The 16990-nt window shown below is 70.3% G+C and carries 25 protein-coding genes and 1 pseudogene; 12 read left to right on the top strand and 14 right to left on the bottom strand.

Annotated elements, in window-relative coordinates:
- The 8 genes and pseudogenes from DW306_RS21365 to DW306_RS17425 all read left to right on the top strand — a co-directional run.
- Positions 1-277, top strand: a pseudogene (locus tag DW306_RS21365) (hypothetical protein); the annotation flags it as partial.
- Positions 277-747, top strand: a complete 471-nt coding sequence (locus tag DW306_RS17400; protein ID WP_136056848.1) for a hypothetical protein — start codon at positions 277-279, stop codon at positions 745-747. The pseudogene DW306_RS21365 and the gene DW306_RS17400, both read left to right, overlap by 1 nt.
- Positions 748-756: 9 nt before the next feature.
- Entirely contained in the window at positions 757-1452 is a 696-nt protein-coding gene (locus tag DW306_RS17405; protein WP_136056849.1) for a phosphatase PAP2 family protein, read from the top strand.
- Positions 1439-2248, top strand: a complete 810-nt coding sequence (locus tag DW306_RS17410; RefSeq protein WP_136056850.1) for a DUF1206 domain-containing protein — start codon at positions 1439-1441, stop codon at positions 2246-2248. Before DW306_RS17405 ends, DW306_RS17410 begins: the two co-directional genes overlap by 14 nt.
- 49 nt (positions 2249-2297) lie before the next feature.
- Positions 2298-2666 carry a hypothetical protein gene (locus tag DW306_RS17415; RefSeq protein ID WP_136056851.1) on the top strand — a complete coding sequence of 123 codons (369 nt, stop codon included), beginning with the start codon at positions 2298-2300 and terminating at the stop codon, positions 2664-2666.
- Between the two features lie 139 nt (positions 2667-2805).
- Positions 2806-2946 (top strand): hypothetical protein, encoded by a 141-nt coding sequence (locus tag DW306_RS21370; RefSeq protein ID WP_168429360.1) that lies wholly within the window; start codon positions 2806-2808, stop codon positions 2944-2946.
- A gap of 171 nt (positions 2947-3117) precedes the next feature.
- A complete protein-coding gene (locus DW306_RS17420) occupies positions 3118-3954 on the top strand; it encodes a helix-turn-helix domain-containing protein (RefSeq protein WP_168429361.1) in 837 nt (278 codons plus the stop codon).
- 136 nt (positions 3955-4090) lie between these two features.
- On the top strand, positions 4091-4699 hold the full coding sequence (locus tag DW306_RS17425; protein ID WP_136056853.1) for a hypothetical protein: 609 nt from the start codon (positions 4091-4093) through the stop codon (positions 4697-4699).
- 77 nt (positions 4700-4776) lie between these two features.
- On the opposite strand, the gene DW306_RS17430 is transcribed toward DW306_RS17425, so the two are convergent.
- The gene (locus tag DW306_RS17430) at positions 4777-4983 is read right to left on the bottom strand and encodes a CDGSH iron-sulfur domain-containing protein (protein ID WP_240747252.1); all 207 of its coding nucleotides are present in this window, start codon (positions 4981-4983) and stop codon (positions 4777-4779) included.
- Positions 4980-6029, bottom strand: coding sequence for an iron-containing redox enzyme family protein (locus DW306_RS17435; RefSeq protein WP_136056855.1), 1050 nt, complete (start codon positions 6027-6029; stop codon positions 4980-4982). The genes DW306_RS17430 and DW306_RS17435 overlap by 4 nt, the downstream gene beginning before the upstream one ends.
- 131 nt (positions 6030-6160) lie before the next feature.
- On the opposite strand from DW306_RS17435, the gene DW306_RS17440 reads away from it, so the two are divergent.
- A complete protein-coding gene (locus DW306_RS17440) occupies positions 6161-7441 on the top strand; it encodes a hypothetical protein (protein WP_136056856.1) in 1281 nt (426 codons plus the stop codon).
- Here DW306_RS17440 and DW306_RS17445 read toward each other — a convergent pair.
- The 6 genes from DW306_RS17445 to DW306_RS17465 all read right to left on the bottom strand — a co-directional run bounded on the left by DW306_RS17445 (position 7328) and on the right by DW306_RS17465 (position 11081).
- A complete protein-coding gene (locus DW306_RS17445) occupies positions 7328-7816 on the bottom strand; it encodes a hypothetical protein (protein WP_136056857.1) in 489 nt (162 codons plus the stop codon). The genes DW306_RS17440 and DW306_RS17445 overlap by 114 nt on opposite strands.
- Positions 7813-8400, bottom strand: coding sequence for a hypothetical protein (locus DW306_RS17450; RefSeq protein WP_136056858.1), 588 nt, complete (start codon positions 8398-8400; stop codon positions 7813-7815). The genes DW306_RS17445 and DW306_RS17450 overlap by 4 nt, the downstream gene beginning before the upstream one ends.
- Positions 8397-9074 (bottom strand): hypothetical protein, encoded by a 678-nt coding sequence (locus DW306_RS17455; protein WP_136056859.1) that lies wholly within the window; start codon positions 9072-9074, stop codon positions 8397-8399. Before DW306_RS17455 ends, DW306_RS17450 begins: the two co-directional genes overlap by 4 nt.
- 55 nt (positions 9075-9129) lie before the next feature.
- Positions 9130-9285, bottom strand: a complete 156-nt coding sequence (locus DW306_RS21375) for a hypothetical protein (RefSeq protein WP_168429362.1) — start codon at positions 9283-9285, stop codon at positions 9130-9132.
- A 97-nt stretch (positions 9286-9382) separates the two neighbouring features.
- Positions 9383-10231 carry an endo alpha-1,4 polygalactosaminidase gene (locus DW306_RS17460; protein WP_136056860.1) on the bottom strand — a complete coding sequence of 283 codons (849 nt, stop codon included), beginning with the start codon at positions 10229-10231 and terminating at the stop codon, positions 9383-9385.
- A gap of 10 nt (positions 10232-10241) precedes the next feature.
- The gene (locus tag DW306_RS17465; protein WP_205814203.1) at positions 10242-11081 is read right to left on the bottom strand and encodes an alpha/beta hydrolase; all 840 of its coding nucleotides are present in this window, start codon (positions 11079-11081) and stop codon (positions 10242-10244) included.
- A 126-nt stretch (positions 11082-11207) separates the two neighbouring features.
- Between DW306_RS17465 and DW306_RS17470 the strand changes: the two genes are divergently transcribed.
- Positions 11208-11801 carry an NADPH-dependent FMN reductase gene (locus tag DW306_RS17470; protein ID WP_240747253.1) on the top strand — a complete coding sequence of 198 codons (594 nt, stop codon included), beginning with the start codon at positions 11208-11210 and terminating at the stop codon, positions 11799-11801.
- Positions 11802-11858: 57 nt separating this feature from the next.
- On the opposite strand, the gene DW306_RS17475 is transcribed toward DW306_RS17470, so the two are convergent.
- From DW306_RS17475 to DW306_RS17490, 4 genes are read right to left on the bottom strand one after another with little or no spacing between them, the layout of a single operon-like run.
- Entirely contained in the window at positions 11859-12587 is a 729-nt protein-coding gene (locus tag DW306_RS17475) for a DUF899 family protein (protein WP_205814204.1), read from the bottom strand.
- A gap of 27 nt (positions 12588-12614) precedes the next feature.
- The gene (locus DW306_RS17480) at positions 12615-14027 is read right to left on the bottom strand and encodes an MFS transporter (protein ID WP_136056863.1); all 1413 of its coding nucleotides are present in this window, start codon (positions 14025-14027) and stop codon (positions 12615-12617) included.
- Positions 14028-14071: 44 nt separating this feature from the next.
- Complete coding sequence (locus DW306_RS17485; RefSeq protein ID WP_136056864.1) at positions 14072-15172, bottom strand: YbdK family carboxylate-amine ligase; 1101 nt, start codon at positions 15170-15172, stop codon at positions 14072-14074.
- Positions 15173-15179: 7 nt separating this feature from the next.
- Positions 15180-15446 carry a Rho termination factor N-terminal domain-containing protein gene (locus tag DW306_RS17490; RefSeq protein ID WP_136056865.1) on the bottom strand — a complete coding sequence of 89 codons (267 nt, stop codon included), beginning with the start codon at positions 15444-15446 and terminating at the stop codon, positions 15180-15182.
- Between the two features lie 125 nt (positions 15447-15571).
- Here DW306_RS17490 and DW306_RS21380 point away from each other — a divergent pair, with 125 nt between their 5' ends.
- On the top strand, positions 15572-15736 hold the full coding sequence (locus DW306_RS21380) for a hypothetical protein (RefSeq protein WP_162836769.1): 165 nt from the start codon (positions 15572-15574) through the stop codon (positions 15734-15736).
- A gap of 33 nt (positions 15737-15769) precedes the next feature.
- Here the strand turns inward: DW306_RS21380 and DW306_RS17495 are convergent, their stop codons facing one another.
- Entirely contained in the window at positions 15770-15955 is a 186-nt protein-coding gene (locus DW306_RS17495; RefSeq protein ID WP_136056866.1) for a CsbD family protein, read from the bottom strand.
- Positions 15956-16170: 215 nt separating this feature from the next.
- Here DW306_RS17495 and DW306_RS17500 point away from each other — a divergent pair, with 215 nt between their 5' ends.
- A complete protein-coding gene (locus DW306_RS17500; protein WP_240747254.1) occupies positions 16171-16551 on the top strand; it encodes a hypothetical protein in 381 nt (126 codons plus the stop codon).
- A 30-nt stretch (positions 16552-16581) separates the two neighbouring features.
- On the opposite strand, the gene DW306_RS17505 is transcribed toward DW306_RS17500, so the two are convergent.
- Positions 16582-16929 carry a hypothetical protein gene (locus DW306_RS17505; RefSeq protein WP_136056868.1) on the bottom strand — a complete coding sequence of 116 codons (348 nt, stop codon included), beginning with the start codon at positions 16927-16929 and terminating at the stop codon, positions 16582-16584.
- Between the last annotated feature and the right edge of the window lie 61 nt (positions 16930-16990).

A 16990-nucleotide genomic window follows, 5' to 3' on the forward strand; every position in this document is an offset into this window, starting at 1 on the left:
GACGGCCGTGCTGCCGTCGGAGACGGCCGTGCTGCCGTCGGAGACGGCGCTGGATGTGCAACCCGATGCTCCCTCGGTCGAGGCCGGACCGGGACAGCGGAGATGGCGGCGATGGCTCGCCGCCTCCGTGCTCGCGGCGATCGTCGTCGCGGGAGTGATCGCAGGGATCTCGCTCGGGCGAGCAGGCGACCAGACCGCGCCGGCGCCGGAGCTCCCGGCCGTCGAAGAGCCGCTCGCCGCGCATCTGCAGCAGCTGATGGACGCGGTGTCGCCGTGATGCGCCGCCTTCGACTCTTCAGCGCGGTCGCACTCATCGCCGGCGGACTCGCCATCTCCGGGTGCGCGACGACGCCGTCGGGACTCGACGCTCAGACCAGCCAGGAGTGGCAGGCGCAGGTGCTGGCCATCGCCGAGAGCGCAGAGGCGGGCGACGTCGCCACGGCACTGACCGACCTCGACGCCCTCGCGACCGACGCGACACAGGCCCGTGCCGACGGCGACATCAGTGCCGAGCGGGCGGCGATCATCCAGCAGTCCATCGCCCTGGTCCGGTCGGACCTGGAGGCGCGGGTCCCGGCGCCCGTGACCCCGGTTCCCGAGCAGAGCGTGGTCACCGACCAGCCGAGCACGGACACCGACTCCGAGACCGACTCCCGCGGGAAGGGCGACAGTGGCGACAAGAACGACAAGGGCAAGAAGAACGACGACAACGGGAACAGCGGGAAGAGCGGCGAAGACGATGACTGAGGAAGCCGCGTGACGCACTCCATCGTGTCCAGCCCGAAGTCTCGCGCGGTCGCCCTCGTCATCGGCATCTCCGCGACCGTCGCCTTCGTCGTGCTCCGCGTCGTCGTCGCGGCGGGCGGCCACGAACCGCTCGACATCGACGTCCGGTGGCATGACCTGGTCGCGACATCCCGCAGCGACGTGGGCGTCGTCGTCGCCTGGGTGCCGGCGATCGTGGGGGGCACGGTCGGCATGATCATCGTGGGCGTGATCCTGATCCTTCTCCTGGTGTGGCGTCGACGACGAGCGGATGCCGCGACGCTGGCGATCGCCATGATCGTCGTCGTCGCCGTCGGTGCGACGATGGCCGCCGTGATCGGACGCACGCGCCCCGCCGATTCGCTCGCCGAGCGCGTGGCGACCTCGTTCCCGTCCGGACACACCGCCGTCGCGACGACCGTGGTCGTCATCCTCGCGCTCTCCCTCCGGCGCTGGTACGTGTGGCTGCTCGGAGCGGGGTGGGTCGTCGCGATGATGTGGAGCCGCACCTACCTCAACGCCCATTGGCTCAGCGACGTCGTCGCGGGCATGCTCGAGGGCGTCGCCGTGGCCACGCTCGTCTGGATCGCGGTCCAGGCCGCACGGGACCGCCGCGCCCTCCGGATCGCCGATGACTCTGCCAGCGCACCACCGATCGAAGGACCTCGCACTCATGAACACCACTGATTCGGCCGCGTCCGCGGCGCGGGCCGCCCAGGATTCCTCCGTCTTCCGCACCCTCGCCCGTGTCGGGTACGTCGTTCTCGGCATCCTCCATCTCCTGATCGGCGGCATCGCGATCTCGATCGCCACCGGCGGCGGCGGCGAGGCCGATCAGGGCGGGGCGATGCAGCAGATCCAGGAGGCTCCCGCCGGCGTCGCGCTGCTGTGGGTCATCGCGCTCGGGCTGGTGGCGCTCGCGATCTGGCAGGTCGCCGAGGCGCTCGTCGAGCGAGACCCGGATGCCAAGAAGAAGTGGGGTCATCGGGTCAAGTTCCTCGGCACCGCGGCGGCATACGTCGCGATCGCCGGAACGGCATTCACCTACGCGATGGGCGGGCAGTCGCAGTCGTCCGATTCGTCGCAGTCGTTGAGCGCGCGGCTGCTGGCGGCCCCGGCGGGCGTCGCGCTGCTGGTGCTGGTCGGGCTGATCGTCGCCGCGGTCGGTGCGGCGTTCGTCGTGCGCGGCATCACCCGCGCCTTCACGAAGCACCTCGACCTCCCGGCCGGCACGGCGCGCAAAGGCATCGTGGCGTTCGGCGTCGTGGGCTACATCGCCAAGGGCATCGCGGTCGGGGTGGCCGGCATCCTGTTCGTGGTCGCCGCCCTCACGCACGACCCGGAGACCGCCGGCGGATTGGATGCCGCGCTGCACGCGCTCGCGGGACTGCCGTTCGGCGTCGTCATCCTCTGGACGGTCGGCGCCGGGCTCGTGCTCTACGGCCTGTTCTGCTTCGCCCGCGCCCGCTACGCGAAGATGTGAGAGGCCGCTCTTCACAGGTGCGCCCAGGTCTCGCGGATACCCTCGGAGCATGCGCCGCATCGTCGTCCTCCCCCTCCTGCTCGTCGCCGGCCTCCTGGCCGGGTGCTCCCAGGTCACCCAGATCGCTGGAGACGTGGTCGGGGTGCCGGTCGAGGAGACGTGCACGACCATCGACGAGGCCTACGGGCAGTACCAGTCGGTGATCGATCAGGGCGGCGCGACCGAAGAGCAGCTCGACGCGGCCCGCGATGAGCTCGTGGGCACGCTGAACGGCCTGGCCGACGATGTCGACGGGCAGATCGGCGACGTCATCCGCTCGGGTGCTCAGCAGCTCGGCGAGGTGACCGACCTGCAGGCTCCCGAGACCATCGAGGCGATCGAGCAGCTGAAGGAGTCGGCCTCGGCGTTCTGCGGCTGAGTCTCGCCCGCGGCGTTCGGAACTCAGCGCACGAACCTCGCAGAACGACGTGAACCTCGCAGAGTTCTGCGGGATCTCTGCGACGTCCGTGTCGTTCTGCGAGAGTCCGGCCTCCGGCATCCGGTCGTAGGCTGAGGACATGAGCGCGAGCGCCGTCGATCCCCGGGTCTGTCCGACCTGCGGAGATGCCCTCACGTTCGAGATCCTCGACGACGAACGGTTCCTCGTCGTGTGGTCGTGCGTCGAGTGCGGTCTGGTCCGCGCCACGGAACCCTCCTGACGGGGCGGATGCCGGATGCTCGAGCGCGTGGTGCGCCGTCGCCCCGGCCGCTTCGCGCCTCGTGCCGCTCGTCTGCCCCTAGGATCTGAATCGACGCATGGGGTTGCGTCGATTCTGGGGACGGGTGGGGACCGTGAAGCATCGAACACGCCGCGATATATCGATATGCCGGTGAACCGCGGCCGGACGCTCGTCACCTTCGGCGGCGTCCGCATCAGAGAGTTCGTCCGCGCGGAGAGCCGGGCGGGACGACCGCCGGGCGCCGAGAACGCCGGGCTGGTCGGCCTGCACAGCGTGCGTTCCGGAGCCATCGAGGTGGCGACGCCGCGAGGCGTACGGCGCTTCGGACCGCGCGAGGCGTTCATGATGAGCCACGATGAGGCCCCCGTGACAGCTCCCGTGGGGCCGCTGGCCCTGCTCTCCATCATGGTGCCGTCGGAAGCGCTGACCGACGGGGTCGCGCTCGGGCCCGGCGAGGTGCGACCCGTCGCCCGCACGAGTTCCCTCCTCGAGCCGGCACTCGTCTTCGCCCATCGAGCCGCCGCGGCACGACCCGATGCCATCAGCGGGCTCGGCAGCTACTACTTCGAGCGCCTCCTGCAGGAGATGGTGATGGGCGTCGCCGTCGAAGGTGTCGACCCGTCACCGCCGTCGAACGGCCCCGATCTTTACTGCCGAGGCGTCGCGGTGATCGATGCGCAGCTGTCCGATCCCGCGCTCGGTGCGCGCGTCGTCGCGACACAGGTGCGGATCTCGCTCCGTCAGCTGCAACGCGCCTTCCAGGCCCACGGCACGACAGTGGAACGACAGATCCGGCGTCGACGCGTCGATCACGCCGTAGAGCTCCTGTCCGACCGCTCGTACGACGGTCTCAGCGTCACGCAGATCGCGCGGCACTCCGGGTTCTCGAACGGCTCCAGCCTCGCGCGCGCGATGCGCCAGGAGCAGGGCACGACGCCCGCGGAGGTGCGGCGGGCATCCCACCGGTCCGGATCGCCCTCGGCGTAGCGATACCGGACGCGACGCGTTCGGCACCCGACGCGACAGAGATGCCGCTCCCCGGCGCCCGCCTCCTCGGAGGGTCGGAACACTATGACCGACATGTCGCGCCGTCGCGCGCGCGATCACGACTCAGGGAGAAGACATGGCAGCCACGCACGAGGAGAATCACCGGACGGGCGGCACCGACCGTCGCACGGTCATCAAAGCAGCGGCCTGGTCTCTGCCGGTCGTCGCCGTCGCCGTCGCGACGCCGCTGGCCGCCGCGAGCCTCCCCGAGCCGCAGCCCGCGCTCGGCGGCGGACTCTCCGTCTGGCAGGGCGGCACGTCGGTGCAGACCTGGACTCTGACGCAGCCCAACCGCGTGCAGGTGAACACCGGTCAGACGGCCGGCTTCAACGTGATCGACCCCGACACCGGCGACTTCGCCGCAGACGGACTGTACCGGTCCGGGATGCTCACGGTCACCGTGCAGTGGGGCGCGGGCAACGGCGTGCCGACTCCGGCGAGCTACCGGCTCGAGGAGCGGACGCTCAACGGATGGACGCGCGTCGGCGGTCTTCCGGCCGAGGGAACCTCCGGCCTCGTGGAGTACACCTACACGGGCATCCTGAACGGGGCGTCCAACGTCGTGTCGCTCCCCGTGGTCTGGCTCTACCCGAGCGCCGGCGGCTCGCTCACCCCGACGTACGTCAACACGTCGCTGTCCTCCGAGTTCCTCAGCGAGAAGACCTCCGGGTCGCGCGTGCCGTAAACGCAGGAGCGCCGCAGAGTCAGCCGTCTGTCGAGAGCCCCGTTCGTCATCCGGACGGGGCTCTCTCGCGCCAGGAATCAGTCGTCCGTGCGGAACCCGGCGGCCTTGTGCGTGCCATCGCAGAACGGCTTGATGGCCGACAGCCCGCATCGGCAGAGCGCGACGGTACGGCGGTGCGGGGCGAGAGGTTCGCCATCCGGGGTCTGCAGCTCGATCGCCCCGCGCACGAGGAGCGGACCATCCGGGTACGGCGTGATGGTCGTCGGCTCGGGGGTCGCGCTCACGATCGCGCCGACGCTCTGAGAGACGATTCGCCGGCGGCCCACGCGTCGAGCATGTGCGCGCCCGACCATCCGTCGACGGTGAGGCAGGCCGCCGCGCCGAACATGATGTCGGCGAGGAGGTCGGGCCGGTCCTCGGCGAGACCGCCGGCGAGGTCGCGGGCGGCGATCTGCTCGTGCACGGCATCCGCCTCGATGTGCTCGTCGAAGTACTCGACGACGTCCTGATCGAAGTCGAGGCGACGCAGTCCGTCGGCGTACAGCTTGCACGGGATCGACGACGTCATCTCGAACGCGGCGAGGTGACCGACGATGGCTCCGAGCAGTCGGCGGTTCAGCCCGAACATCGACATCATGTTGAACGACGCGAGGGTCAGCGCCGGCACGTCGTCGATGTAGGCGCCGTACGTCGCGTCGAGGCCGGCGGCGCGCATCGCGTTCGCGAACAGCACGGCGTGCACGCGGTGCGGTCGGCCTCCGCCGTACTCATCCGACTGGATCTCGACCATCGCCGCCTTCGCGCGTCCGGTCAGACGCGGGATGGCCCAGGAGTGCGGGTCGGCTTCGCGGAGGGTGTAGACCGAGCGCTGGACGAGCATCTCCTCCGCCTGCTCCCTGGTCGCCTTCCTCGCGAAGTAGCGGGAGAGGCTGGGGCCGGTGTCGGCGGCGGCGAGGGCGAAGAGGGCACGGCCGACGGCATCCACGGTCGGCTCGGGGAGTTCGGGCATCGGCACGCTCTCGCGCACGGAGCGTTCGAACGCGTCCTCGAGGATGCGTCGGGCCGTGAGCAGATGCGGATCCCACTCCAACCCGGCGTCCAGTGCGGGGAGCGAGCCGTACGCCGAGGAGTACAGCAGGAACAGCGCGAGCTGGATGTCGTCGTCCCGGACGACGTCGGATGCCGTGGCGACGGCATCCGCGGCGAGGGCGATGGCGTCGGGTCCTTCCGCGCCATCCCTGCCGGTGAGTCGTGACAGGACGGCGTCGCTCAGAGGCCCGCGCGCGGAGAAGGCGAGCGAGGTGTCGGCGACGAGGGCGGATGTGGTCATTTCGGGCTCCTGAGGGGTCGATCTCCTCGATCCTCACCCGTGGACCGACTCTGCCCAAGGGACTTGACGCGCGGGCGCTCGACGCGCAAGCTGTCGGGCGGCAGACGATCCCGGCCCGATACGGTGGGGTCATGCTCCAGGCCCTCCGCACCTTCGGGCGCATCCTCGCGCGGCACTGGCCCGCGCTGATCGCCTGGTATCTGGGCGGCGAAGCCGTGCACCAGCTCCTGCTGCAACTGGCCGGATTCGTCGGCGGACTCACCACGCTCGGCGGTCTGCTCCTTCTGCCGCTCGCGGTGTCCGCGCGCCTCATCTCGTACGTCGCGATGTACCTCACGGTGCAGCCCTCGCTGCCGCACAGCGCGTCCGACGACGGTGCGCCGGAAGGCGAGACCGGTCCGCGGCGCTTCGCCCGGGCCGTCCTCACCGCGATCCTCCCCTTCTTCGCGTTCTCCGCCGCATGGGGCATGATCGACGCCGATCTCATCGCGTTCTTCCGGATCGCGAGCAGCATCGCCCTGCGGGATGCCGGATACGACCTCGACCAGCTCGGCGATCGTGGCGGACTCGTCTCGATCGGCGTGCTGCCCGTCGTGGTGCTCGTGATCGCTCTCGCCGTCCGTGCGCTCCTCGCCCGATTCGGCGGACGGCTGCCGACCTGGACCCTGGTCGTCGCCGCCTACGCCGAAGTCCTCTGGACCTTCATGCTCTTCACCCTCGTCGGTCAGTGGTGGGCCGACGCCAAGGAGTGGATCGGCGAACGCGCGGGAGCCGTCTGGCTGGAGGGCATCGGCGACTGGTTCGCCGCGAACCTCGCGCCCGTGGCGGCGCTGTGGGAAGGCGCCCTGTGGCTCGTCGGCTTCCTCGTCGCGGCGGTCTTCCTGCCCGCCGCCTGGCTGACGATCGCCGGTGTCACCTATGGCACCGCCTTCGACGAGACGCCCCCGGTGCTCCGTCGTCTCACGCGGGCGCCGGACGGCACGGTGTCGCGTCTCGCCAAGATCGTGACGCGGCGCTTCGAGGAGCTCTGGGCCGCCGTCGCGCTGATCTGGAGGGGCGGCCCGGTGGTCTTCGGATGCCTGGCGATCGCCTACGCGATCTGGGCCTGGGCGGAGCAGATCGGCTCCCGTGCCGTGCTGGGCGCGTTCGGCGGGCACGACACCGCGTTCTGGGCGAGCTTCCTCCCGCTGCTCCTCGTCGCCGTCGGCGCGATCGCCGAGCCGCTGCGCGTCGCGATCGTCGCGACCGCGTTCGACACGGTCATCGGGCGACCGGAGGCCGAGATGGGCACGCGCGACTCAGAGCTCGACGGCGAACCGGGCGACCTCGTCGTCACCCGGGATCTCGAGCACGAACGGCCCCTCGGCGTCGTCGGGCAGCAGGAACACGGCGAGGATGGCGTAGGGGGCTGACCCCTCCTGGCAGTACGACTCTCCCGCCTCGAACGGCACATCCAGCACCGGGCGCGCGTTGCTCCAGACGCGGTCGCCCTGCGCTTCGGAGAGCGTGAACAGGCCGCACGTGCTCGCGTCGGGCCCGCCGTCGGCGTCGATCCGGATGCTGAGGGTGCGGGATCCTTCGGGCGCCTCGAACTCGTCCCACCGTGCGGAGTCGAGGGTGAGGACCTGTCCGGAGACCTCAGCCGAGCCGTCGACGGCCTCGATCGTCGAGGCGCCGTCCGTCGTCGCCGGAAGCACGTCGAACCACACGTGGACGGCGACCACCGCGAGCGCCGCCAGGGCCAGCGCCACGAGGGAGACCCGCTGCCTGCGCCACCACGACGTCATGGCTGCCCCAGACGCGGCTCTGCGATGTCGACGCTCGGCACCGTCGCGATCTCATCGAGATCCACCGGGAAGGCGATCACGTCATCGAGCTCGGGCGTCGGGCGACGACCGCTGAGTCGCAGTTCGCCGATGCCGGAGCGGAGATCGTCGGGAAGCTCGAACGCCATCATCCCGACGGTGTCTGTGCCCACCCGCAGAGCGGAGTCCATCAGCGTCGCCGGAGGGCGCTCGCTCGCCTGGAACAGCCGCCCGTCGATCAGCAGAGCGGCCACGCCGATCGTCGCGTCGACCTCGGTGGTCGGTGCGGAGACCGCCAGCTCGACGACGAGCCAGTTGCCCTCGGCCTCCCACGCCGCGTCGGTCACCGTCACGCGTTCCGTGCGGGAGAGATCGGTCACGGTGGCGATCAGGGTGCGGGCCGTCACCGGCGCGGCTGCCGTACCGCGCTGCACGAAGGGGCCGAGCAGGGCCTGCTCGGACGGAGTCGCCGCCGTCACGACCGCGGCCACGAGGAGGAGCGCGGCGCCGACGATCCACGGGACCGCCCTGCGCGCCGTGCGGTTCTTCGCCGCAGCGCCCGTCACGGCGCCCCCTCCAGTTCGAGCTGTGCCCGGAGTTCCGCCCGCCGCCAGGTGATGTTCGCGGCCGAGACGATGACCTGACCCGATTGCTCGACGGCGTCGTACGCGTCTATCCGGACCGCCCCCGCGGCGAACGCGGCCGCGGTGGCATCGTCATCCGCGATCGGCCAGGCGATCATCACGTCGGCCGGCACCCCGGGCTGCAGCACGACCGCACGCCGAGTGCCATCGGCCCGCCAGGAGCGCGCGGCTCCGGTGGCGGCGACCCCGGCCAGCTCGAGCAGCGGCTCGCTGCCGATGAGCATCCGCGATTCGACACGGTCGGGCGAGTGCTGCACGCCGACCGCAGTGTCGGAGAGGTTCTCCAACCGCACGGTGACCACGAGCAGAGTCTCACCGGGCTCCGCCTCGAGGAACTGGCTCTCCACGGCGTCGGTGAACTCCGTCTCGAGCACGGCGACCGAATACAGCGAGGTGCGCGCGACGTCGCCCGTGGCGATGACAGCCGGTGTGCGGGAGGCCGGGGCGAGGCCGCCGAAGCCGATGAAGCCGGCGGCCACGGCGATGATCGCCACAGCGGCGACCCAGAACGGTGCGGCCCGGCGGCTGAACAGGGAACGCGTCGCGTCGGCCGCGGCATCGCGCACACCGGCCGCCACCCCCTGCGTCCTCGTCACGAGGTCAGCCTAGCCGGGGCGGCCCGGCGGCGATCCGGACCGACGGGCCGAGATCTCAGTCGCCTTCTTCGAGCGGATCGGTCTCGCCGTCTTCGTGGTCGATGCCGTCGTCGGAGGTGAACACCTTGTCGTCGGAGGGCGTCTCCGTCGCGGCCTCGGCGGCCGCGTCGAACGGGCCGGAGTCCTCGGGGTACGTGCGGGGATCGCTCATGGGGTGTCCTTTCGGGGTCGGATGCCCAGACTCTCGCAGCCGGCGTCGGCGCACGCGCCCGTTGACAGGGGAGCGATCGTCTGAGCGACGACCCGGGTCAGCCCGTGCAGGTCTCGAACACGTACCCCTCGTCCGCCGGTGTCAGCAGGTCGCGGTCGCGCAGCACCATCGAGACCGGGGAGTCCTCGTCGGCGCACATCTCGGCGAACGACCGGGGGAGTTCGTCGGAGTACTCGATGTCGATGAGAGCATCTCCGTACACCGCCCGGTACGCCCCGCACTCCTGGTAGGCGGCGCACTCCTCGGTGACGGCGAAGTCGAAGCCGGCGTCGTCGTGCAGCACGGCGGCATCTTCGGCGGAGTTCTTCTGGCCGGCCGCCAGTCCGGCGCTGTGCGCGGCGTCGACGAACGCGGCGGCGAGAGCCAGGTTGGCGTCGAGGGTCAGCGCTCCGTCGGAGCGGGTGTAGGTGTCGAGATTGTCGAACTCGACCGCGTCGAACCCGGCATCCGCGCAGCCGTCGATCCAGGGGACCACCTGGGCGGCGATCCGTTCGCGTCGGTCGGCGGTCGAGGTGTCGAGGAGCGCCTCGTCCGGCCAGTCGGGGTCGAAGACCACCTCGCCGTCATCGTGCAGCAGCAGGTCGGCATCCCACGTGTCGAGCTCACCGGGCTGGGTCTGGAAGCCGTTCACGTAGCAGACGGAATAGACGCCGGGAGCGGGCTCGGCCGAGCGGTCGCGCCCCACGACCCCGACCTCGGAAGCCGGCTCGTACGCGCCGCCGAGCTGGTAGTCGACGGCGGCGCCGGCCGGCGGGGCGGCCCATTCTGCGGACGGGTCGGATGCCGCAGGAGCGCCGGTTCCGGCCGCGCAGCCGACGAGACCGAGCAGGATGCCGGCGGTCGCGGCGGCCGCGAGCACGCGGATGGCGTCGGAGCGTACGGACATCCCCCGACCCCTAACGGCCGTCGCCGGCGAGCTCGGCGACGATCTCCGCCGCGGCGGCGCGCCCCTCCGGCGCGGGCACGAGCGGATAGACGTGCACGGCGCCCTCGCAGACCGTCAGAGTGATCGGGGCACCTGCGGCTGTCGCGCGCTGGCTCCACAGCCGCGCGTCGGGCAGGACGATGTCGCGGGTGCCCACGTAGAGGTGCACGGGCGGCAGCCCGACCGGAGTCCCGTTGATCGGACTCAGCCGCGGGTCGTCGGGGTCGGTGCCACCTGCCCAGGCGCGCGCGCACTCGTTCAACACGGTGCGACTCAACCACGGGTCGTCGACGCTCGCGATATCCGGGTTCTTCAGCGTCAGGTCGAGCCAGGGGGCGATCAGCAGCAGACTGTCCGGACCCTCCGCCTCGTCCCTGCGGAGGGCGTCCGTCAGCCCGAGGGCGAGTCCGCCGCCCGCGGAGTCCCCGGCGATGTGGATCCTCCCGGCACCCAGCTCCTCACGCAGCTCCTGGAAGGCCCGGATGACGAACGGGTACGCGTCGTGGTGGGTCCAGCGCGGCGCGAGACCGTAGTCCGGAACGTCGACGCGGAGTCCGGCATCCGCCAACCGCGAGACGAGCGACCAGTGCTGCGGCGCCATCGCGGCGACGTACGCGCCGCCGTGGAGGTAGAGGACCCCGTCGGAGACTCCGCCCCTGCGGGGCATCACGGTGAAGACCGTGAAGCCGTCGATCACGCGCTCGGTCACCTCGTGGCGGGCCGTGAGCCGGCGCGGGGGTCGTGATTGCGGCCGCTGCCGCTCGAGGCGCTTCCGCGCGGACGCGACCGTCGCCGATCCGGGACGTTTCATCACGCGGAGGAGGACGGCGACTCCTCGCATGGAAAGACTCGGCACGGCGGGCACATCGTCATCCTATGTTCACGTCGGATCGGGAATTCGCGGCGGACGTCGATCGTTAGACTTACATGCAATCGCATGGACCTTGGAAAGGACCTCTCCGGTATGACCACCTACAACGTCGGCTACCTCGTCGGCAGCATCTCCTCGACCTCGATCAACCGCCGCCTCGCCCGCGCGCTGGTGAAGCTCGCCCCGCAGGCGGATCTGCAGCTCACCGAGATCTCGATCTCGGACCTGCCGTTCTACTCGGCAGACCACGACGCCGCGATCCCGGCCGAGGCCGCCGAGTTCAAGAAGAGCATCGAGGCATCCGACGCGATCATCGTCGTGACCCCGGAGTACAACCGGTCGGTCCCCGGCGTTCTCAAGAACGCTCTCGACACCGCGAGCCGTCCGTGGGGCCAGAACAGCTTCGCCGGCAAGCCGTCCGCCGTCATCGGCGGCTCGATCGGACCGATCGGCACCGCCGTCGCCCAGCAGCAGCTGCGCTCCATCCTCTCGTTCCTCGCCTCGCCCGAGCTGTCGCAGCCGGAGGCGTACATCCACATGCGCGACGGCCTGTTCACCGAGGACGGCGAGGTCACCGACGACTCGACCGTCGAGTTCCTCGTCTCCTGGCTGAAGGCCGTGCACACGCACATCGCGAAATCGCTCAGCCCCGTCAGCTGACGGCAAGCACCGGAAGGGGTCCGCGCGCGGCGCGGACCCCTTCTGCGTACCCGGGAGTCAGCTCTTCGCGCCGTAGAGCTCCGCGACCTCTTTCGAACCCATGCCCTGCGTGTAGGTGCCGTGCTGCGGCCAGCCCGCGGGAGAGTCCTCCCACTCCTCCTGCCGGCCGTAGGGGAGGAGGTCGACGAGACCCTGCAGCTGACTGAGCCGCTCGGTGCCGCGACCGCTCGTGTGCCAGGTGCGATACACGGTGTCGCCGTCACGCAGGAAGACGTTCACCGCGAACCCGCCGTTCGGGGGCGCGTCGACGTCGGATCCGAACGTGCTGTCGGCGCTGGAGTACCACTGCATGCGGTTGCCGACGCGGTCGCGGTAGGCGAGGGCCTCGCCGATGGGACCGTTGGTGACGATCACGAAGCGCGCGTCGTAGTACCGGTCGAGGAAATCGAGGCGCGTGAACTGCGACGTGAACCCGGTGCACCCCGGGCACTGCCACTCGTTGCCGTCGGACCACATGTGGTTGTAGACGATGAGCTGCGAGCGTCCGTCGAAGATGTCGGCGAGCCGCACCGGCCCGTCGGCGCCCTCGAGCGTGTACTCCGGCATCCGCACCATCGGCAGTCGACGGCGCTGTGCGGCGATCGCATCGAGCTCGCGTGTGGCGGCTTTCTCGCGCACACGCAGCGCGTCGAGCTCGCGCTGCCACGTGTCGGCGTCGACGACGGGCGGAAGGGGCGTCTGGGCGGTGCTCACGGGTGACCTCCGGATGCTGGGGCGACGGTGCATCCAGTGTGCGCGCGGTCACCGACAGCGTCAACGGGGGTCTGGGGTCACCGGGTCGGTATCGGACGCCGCGGCGTCGACCGGTGCCGCCTCGGCGGGGTTGCGGCGGATGCCGATCCACGACACCACTCCGCCGAGCACCAGGAGCGAGGCCGTGACCAGGGCGGCGTTGTGGAACCCGCCGAGGTCGAGCGCCCCTCCGACGATCGTCGACAGCATCGCGACCACGAGCAGTCCGGCGACGCGCGACACCGCGTTGTTCACGGCCGAGGCGATGCCCGAGTGGCCCTCGTCGATGGCGCCGAGGATCGCGGCGGTGAGCGGCGCGACCGTCAGCGAGAGGCCGAGCCCCATCACGATCATCGCCGGGAGCACCTGCCACCAGTAGTCGAAGTCCGTGCCGACCGTGAGCAGCAGCAGCGCTCCGCCGGCCATGACGATCGGTCCGATCGTCATGAAGATGCGCGGACCCCAGCGTCCCGCCCACGCCCCGGCGCGCGAGCTGAGCAGGATCATCAGGATCGTCATGGGCAGGCTCGCCAGTCCCGCGGCGGTCGCAGGGAGCCCTGCGCCCTGCTGCAGGTAGACGCCGACCACGAAGCCGTTGAGCGAGAGGGCGGCGTACACGAAGAGCGTCGCGAGGTTGCCCCACCCGAAGTCGCGCACGCGGAACAGCCACAGGGGCATGAGCGGTGTCTCGGTGCCGCGCTGGCGCAGCAGGAACAGCGTGAAGAGCACGACCCCGATGACCGCCGGAAGCCAGATCGCCGGCGACTGCCATCCGAGGTTCGGCTGCTCGATGAGAGCGAAGACGACCGCCCCGAGCCCGACGGCGCACAGCGCGCCGCTCCACCAGTCGACCGTCACGGTGCGCTGGTGCTCCGGCAGGTGGAGGCGCGCGAGCAGGACCAGGGTGACCGCGATCGGGACGACGTTGATGAGGAAGACGAAGCGCCACGACAGGAAGTCGACGAACAGTCCGCCGAGCAGGGGCCCGACGAGCATGGCGCCCGTGGTGAAGGCCGTCCAGACGCCGATCGCCCTGGCCTGCACGTCGGCGCGCATGGTCGCTGTGATCAGGGCCAGCGAGCTCGGGACGAGGAGCGCTCCGGCCGCCCCCTGTGCCGCCCGGGCGATGATCAGCGTCAGCGGGTCGAACGACGCCGCCACCGCGATCGACGCCACCCCGAAGGCGATGAGCCCGATGCGCATGACGAGCACGCGGCCGTAGGCGTCGGACACCGACCCGGCGAGCAGGATCAGCGCGCTCAGCGTGATCAGGTAGGCGTCGACGACCCACTGCTGGGTCGTTATGCCGCCGCCGATCTCGCGGCTGATCGCGGGCAGCGCGACGTTGACGACGGTGCCGTCGAGAAAGGTGACGAAGGAGGCGAGCACCGCGATCGAGATCACGAGACGCTGCACGGGCGCGAAGGAAGCCACAGGCCGAGACTACTCCCGGCCGCAGACCTCGGGGGCGGCCCTCGTCACGGCTGAGGTGGGTGATCCCCTGCTCGAGCCGGAGCCGACGTACCGGCACGGAGGAGCGCTGCCACTCCGGGAACGCCGCCCTGTGCATACGCACGGCGCTGCCGTGCGGCCCCCGTGCCGTCGGCGCGGAGCCGGTCGAGTCGTTCGGCGACGAACTCCTCGTCGCCGAACTGCTGCAGCGCCGGCGCGCTCGCGGCCCGCATGCGATCGACCACCGCCCAGGCCGGGGACGCCTCACCCGTCGTGGGATCGACGAGGCGTGCGTCCATGCCCGAGCGCGCGGCGGTCCAGAGCGAAGCGTCGATGCCGTCGAGGCGGTCCGTCTGCAGGGAGCGATCGTCGGACAGCAGAAGAGCACGGCAGAGCACGGCGGCGAGCACGGCATCCTCCGGCTCGAGCTGCACGTCGAAGACGCGCACCTCGACGGTCGGGTAGCGTTCCGCCAGACGCACGGCCCAGGAGAGCGACGCCGTCTCGCCGATCGCGTCGAGCTCGATGAGCTGTGCGATGCGCGCGCGGTAGTCGTCCAGATCGTGGAACCGCGGCGGACACCACGACGACGGCAGGCGATGGATCAGCACGCTCCGCCAGCTCGCGAAGGAGGTGTCGAGTCCGTTCGAGAAGGGGCTGTTGCCGGTGAGGGCGAGCAGCACGGGGAGCCAGCCGCGCATGCGGTTGAGCGCGCGCACGCGCTCCTCGTCGTCGACGATCTCGACGTGCACGTGCAGACCGTTCACCTCGTGGTCGCGGCTGAGGTGCCCGAGCCGGAACGCGACGTCGTCGTAATGGGGGGAGGGCGAGATGATCGACGTGCGCGTCGTGGCGAACGGATGCCCGGTGGGGGCGGCGATCGCCTGATGGTCCTGCGCGTATCGACCCACCAGGCCGCGGAGATGGCGTACCTGGGATGCGGCCTCGGCGCGGGTGCGCATCGGTTCGGTCGCGGTCTCCAGCTGCGAGGTCAGGTACTCCGCGGTGACGCGGCCGCCGGTGGGAAGCCGTGCGATGTGCTCGCGGGTTCCGTCGGCCATCGCCAAGGGGACGAGGGCGTCCTCGTCGAGAAGGAGGAACTCCTCCTCGATGCCGAATCGCGCCATCTCGTGCTCAGTGATTCCGGAGAGCGGAGATCAGATCCGACTTCCGCTTCTTGCTGTAGCCGGTCAGACCGATCTCCTTGGCCCGCTTCTTCAGCTCGGGGACGGTCCAGTCCTCGTAGTCGCCCGACTCTCCGCCGCGGCGTCCGACCGCCTTGCGTCCATCGCGTGCGGCGGCGTTCGAGATGCGGGCCGCCTTCTCCTTGGAGGCGCCGTCGTCGCGGAGCTCCTCGTACAGTTCCGGATCCTTCAGCGAGTTGTTGCGTCGTCCTGGCATGATCCGTGTCTCCTCCCGATGGCACCTGAGAGGTGCCTGAGTCAACCCCCTGATGGGGAAAGTCGTACGTGGCTACGTTGGATGGCTGTAGACGGGTGCACTGTGCCCCGACGAAAGGAAATCTGATGAACATTCTCTTGATCATCGTCATCGTCGTCGCTGTGATCCTCGCGATCACCGGCGGACTTGTGCAGTCGCTTCAGTTCCTGCTCTGGGTCGGACTGGTCCTGCTGGCCATCGCCGTGATCGCCTGGTTGATCCGGGCGATCAGCGGGAGCCGACGGGCCTGACCCCAGCAAGTGAGGCCCGCCCGTCGGCGGGCCTCACTTGTCGAAGGCGTTCTTGGCGGCGTCCTTGACGTTCTCGCCGGCCTGCTTCACGTCGGCCTTGGCCTGATCGGCCTTGCCCTCGGCTTCGAGGCGCTCGTTGTCGGTGACCTTCCCGACGCCTTCCTTGACCTTGCCGCCTGCCTTCTCGGCGGCGTTCTTGATGTCATCTGCGGCACTCATGTGGTGCTCCTCTCCTCGGCGGATCGTTTGCACTCTCACCCTCGCAAATGGTCTCGGTCCGGGCCAAGGGATTGACAATCGGAGGATGCCGTGTCATCGGTGCCTACCCGTCGACGCGGGCGCGACGAAGGACTAGCCTGGCGCCAGGCGGGTGTCCTGCCCGCGGACCTCGATGAAGGAAGCGGTGTGCGATGGACTCGATGATGATGGGCGCCATGTCGAAGAACATGGAGTCGATGACCGACGACATGGCGATGATGGACATGTCGGTGATGCAGGCGTGCATGGACGCGTGCTCCGCGTGCGAGCAGGCCTGTACCGTCTGCTCGACGCAGCTGATGGACTGCGCGCCGGCCTGCATGAACTGCGCCGACATGTGCAACACGATGATGCGCTCGATGATGCGGATGCAGGGGATGAACCCGGCGTCGATGATGACGATGCTCAACGCCTGCATCGCGATGTGCCAGCTGTGCATGGACGAGTGCATGCGGCACGCCGACCACAGCGAGGTCTGCAAGATGTGCGCTCAGGCCTGCCAGGCCTGCATGGATGCCTGCATGGCCATGAAGGACATGATGATGGCGAGCGCCTGAGCCCTTCGTCAGGCTCAGGAACCAGCAGGATCAGGCGGCGGCGACGTTGAACTGCGTGCGGCCGACGGCGAGCACGCCGTAGCGGGCATGCAGGGCCACCGGCGTGCCCGGGGCCGCCTCCAGCGCTGCGCCCGAGCCGTTCCACAGCGCGTGCGCCGCGCCGTCGAGGCTGCGCACGACGAGGTCGCCGGATGCGGCATCCGCCGACTCCACGATGCCGTCGACCCAGTCGGCCGGCGTGGCCGACGCGATGCGCGCCTGGATCAGGTGCAGTGCGTGGCCGGGCGCGAACGAGGAGCACCGGTCGCCGTGCTGGCACATGCACGCCGCACGCTCACGCACCGGGAGGGGCGAAAGGCGGTTCAGCGGCGTGGACACGGTGGTCTCCTTCAGGATCGGGCGTTTCGGAAAGCGTAGGTCGGCATCCCGCAGGGCGATA

This window comes from Microbacterium sp. K24 (assembly GCF_004794465.1).
Lineage (GTDB): Bacteria > Actinomycetota > Actinomycetes > Actinomycetales > Microbacteriaceae > Microbacterium.

What these genes read in the sequence shown, in the direction of transcription:
- DW306_RS17460 (WP_136056860.1), bottom strand. Translation starts at nt 10,231, where the DNA reads ATGTCCGTACGCTCCGACGCCATCCGCGTGCTCGCGGCCGCCGCGACC.
- DW306_RS17435 (WP_136056855.1), bottom strand. Translation starts at nt 6,029, where the DNA reads ATGACCACATCCGCCCTCGTCGCCGACACCTCGCTCGCCTTCTCCGCG.
- DW306_RS17470 (WP_240747253.1), top strand. Translation starts at nt 11,208, where the DNA reads ATGGACCTTGGAAAGGACCTCTCCGGTATGACCACCTACAACGTCGGC.
- DW306_RS17485 (WP_136056864.1), bottom strand. Translation starts at nt 15,172, where the DNA reads ATGGCGCGATTCGGCATCGAGGAGGAGTTCCTCCTTCTCGACGAGGAC.
- DW306_RS17490 (WP_136056865.1), bottom strand. Translation starts at nt 15,446, where the DNA reads ATGCCAGGACGACGCAACAACTCGCTGAAGGATCCGGAACTGTACGAG.
- DW306_RS17465 (WP_205814203.1), bottom strand. Translation starts at nt 11,081, where the DNA reads ATGAAACGTCCCGGATCGGCGACGGTCGCGTCCGCGCGGAAGCGCCTC.
- DW306_RS17415 (WP_136056851.1), top strand. Translation starts at nt 2,298, where the DNA reads ATGCGCCGCATCGTCGTCCTCCCCCTCCTGCTCGTCGCCGGCCTCCTG.
- DW306_RS21380 (WP_162836769.1), top strand. Translation starts at nt 15,572, where the DNA reads ATGAACATTCTCTTGATCATCGTCATCGTCGTCGCTGTGATCCTCGCG.
- DW306_RS17475 (WP_205814204.1), bottom strand. Translation starts at nt 12,587, where the DNA reads ATGCACCGTCGCCCCAGCATCCGGAGGTCACCCGTGAGCACCGCCCAG.
- DW306_RS17500 (WP_240747254.1), top strand. Translation starts at nt 16,171, where the DNA reads ATGTCGAAGAACATGGAGTCGATGACCGACGACATGGCGATGATGGAC.
- DW306_RS17410 (WP_136056850.1), top strand. Translation starts at nt 1,439, where the DNA reads ATGAACACCACTGATTCGGCCGCGTCCGCGGCGCGGGCCGCCCAGGAT.
- DW306_RS17495 (WP_136056866.1), bottom strand. Translation starts at nt 15,955, where the DNA reads ATGAGTGCCGCAGATGACATCAAGAACGCCGCCGAGAAGGCAGGCGGC.
- DW306_RS17425 (WP_136056853.1), top strand. Translation starts at nt 4,091, where the DNA reads ATGGCAGCCACGCACGAGGAGAATCACCGGACGGGCGGCACCGACCGT.
- DW306_RS17400 (WP_136056848.1), top strand. Translation starts at nt 277, where the DNA reads ATGCGCCGCCTTCGACTCTTCAGCGCGGTCGCACTCATCGCCGGCGGA.
- DW306_RS17440 (WP_136056856.1), top strand. Translation starts at nt 6,161, where the DNA reads ATGCTCCAGGCCCTCCGCACCTTCGGGCGCATCCTCGCGCGGCACTGG.
- DW306_RS21375 (WP_168429362.1), bottom strand. Translation starts at nt 9,285, where the DNA reads ATGAGCGATCCCCGCACGTACCCCGAGGACTCCGGCCCGTTCGACGCG.
- DW306_RS21370 (WP_168429360.1), top strand. Translation starts at nt 2,806, where the DNA reads ATGAGCGCGAGCGCCGTCGATCCCCGGGTCTGTCCGACCTGCGGAGAT.
- DW306_RS17445 (WP_136056857.1), bottom strand. Translation starts at nt 7,816, where the DNA reads ATGACGTCGTGGTGGCGCAGGCAGCGGGTCTCCCTCGTGGCGCTGGCC.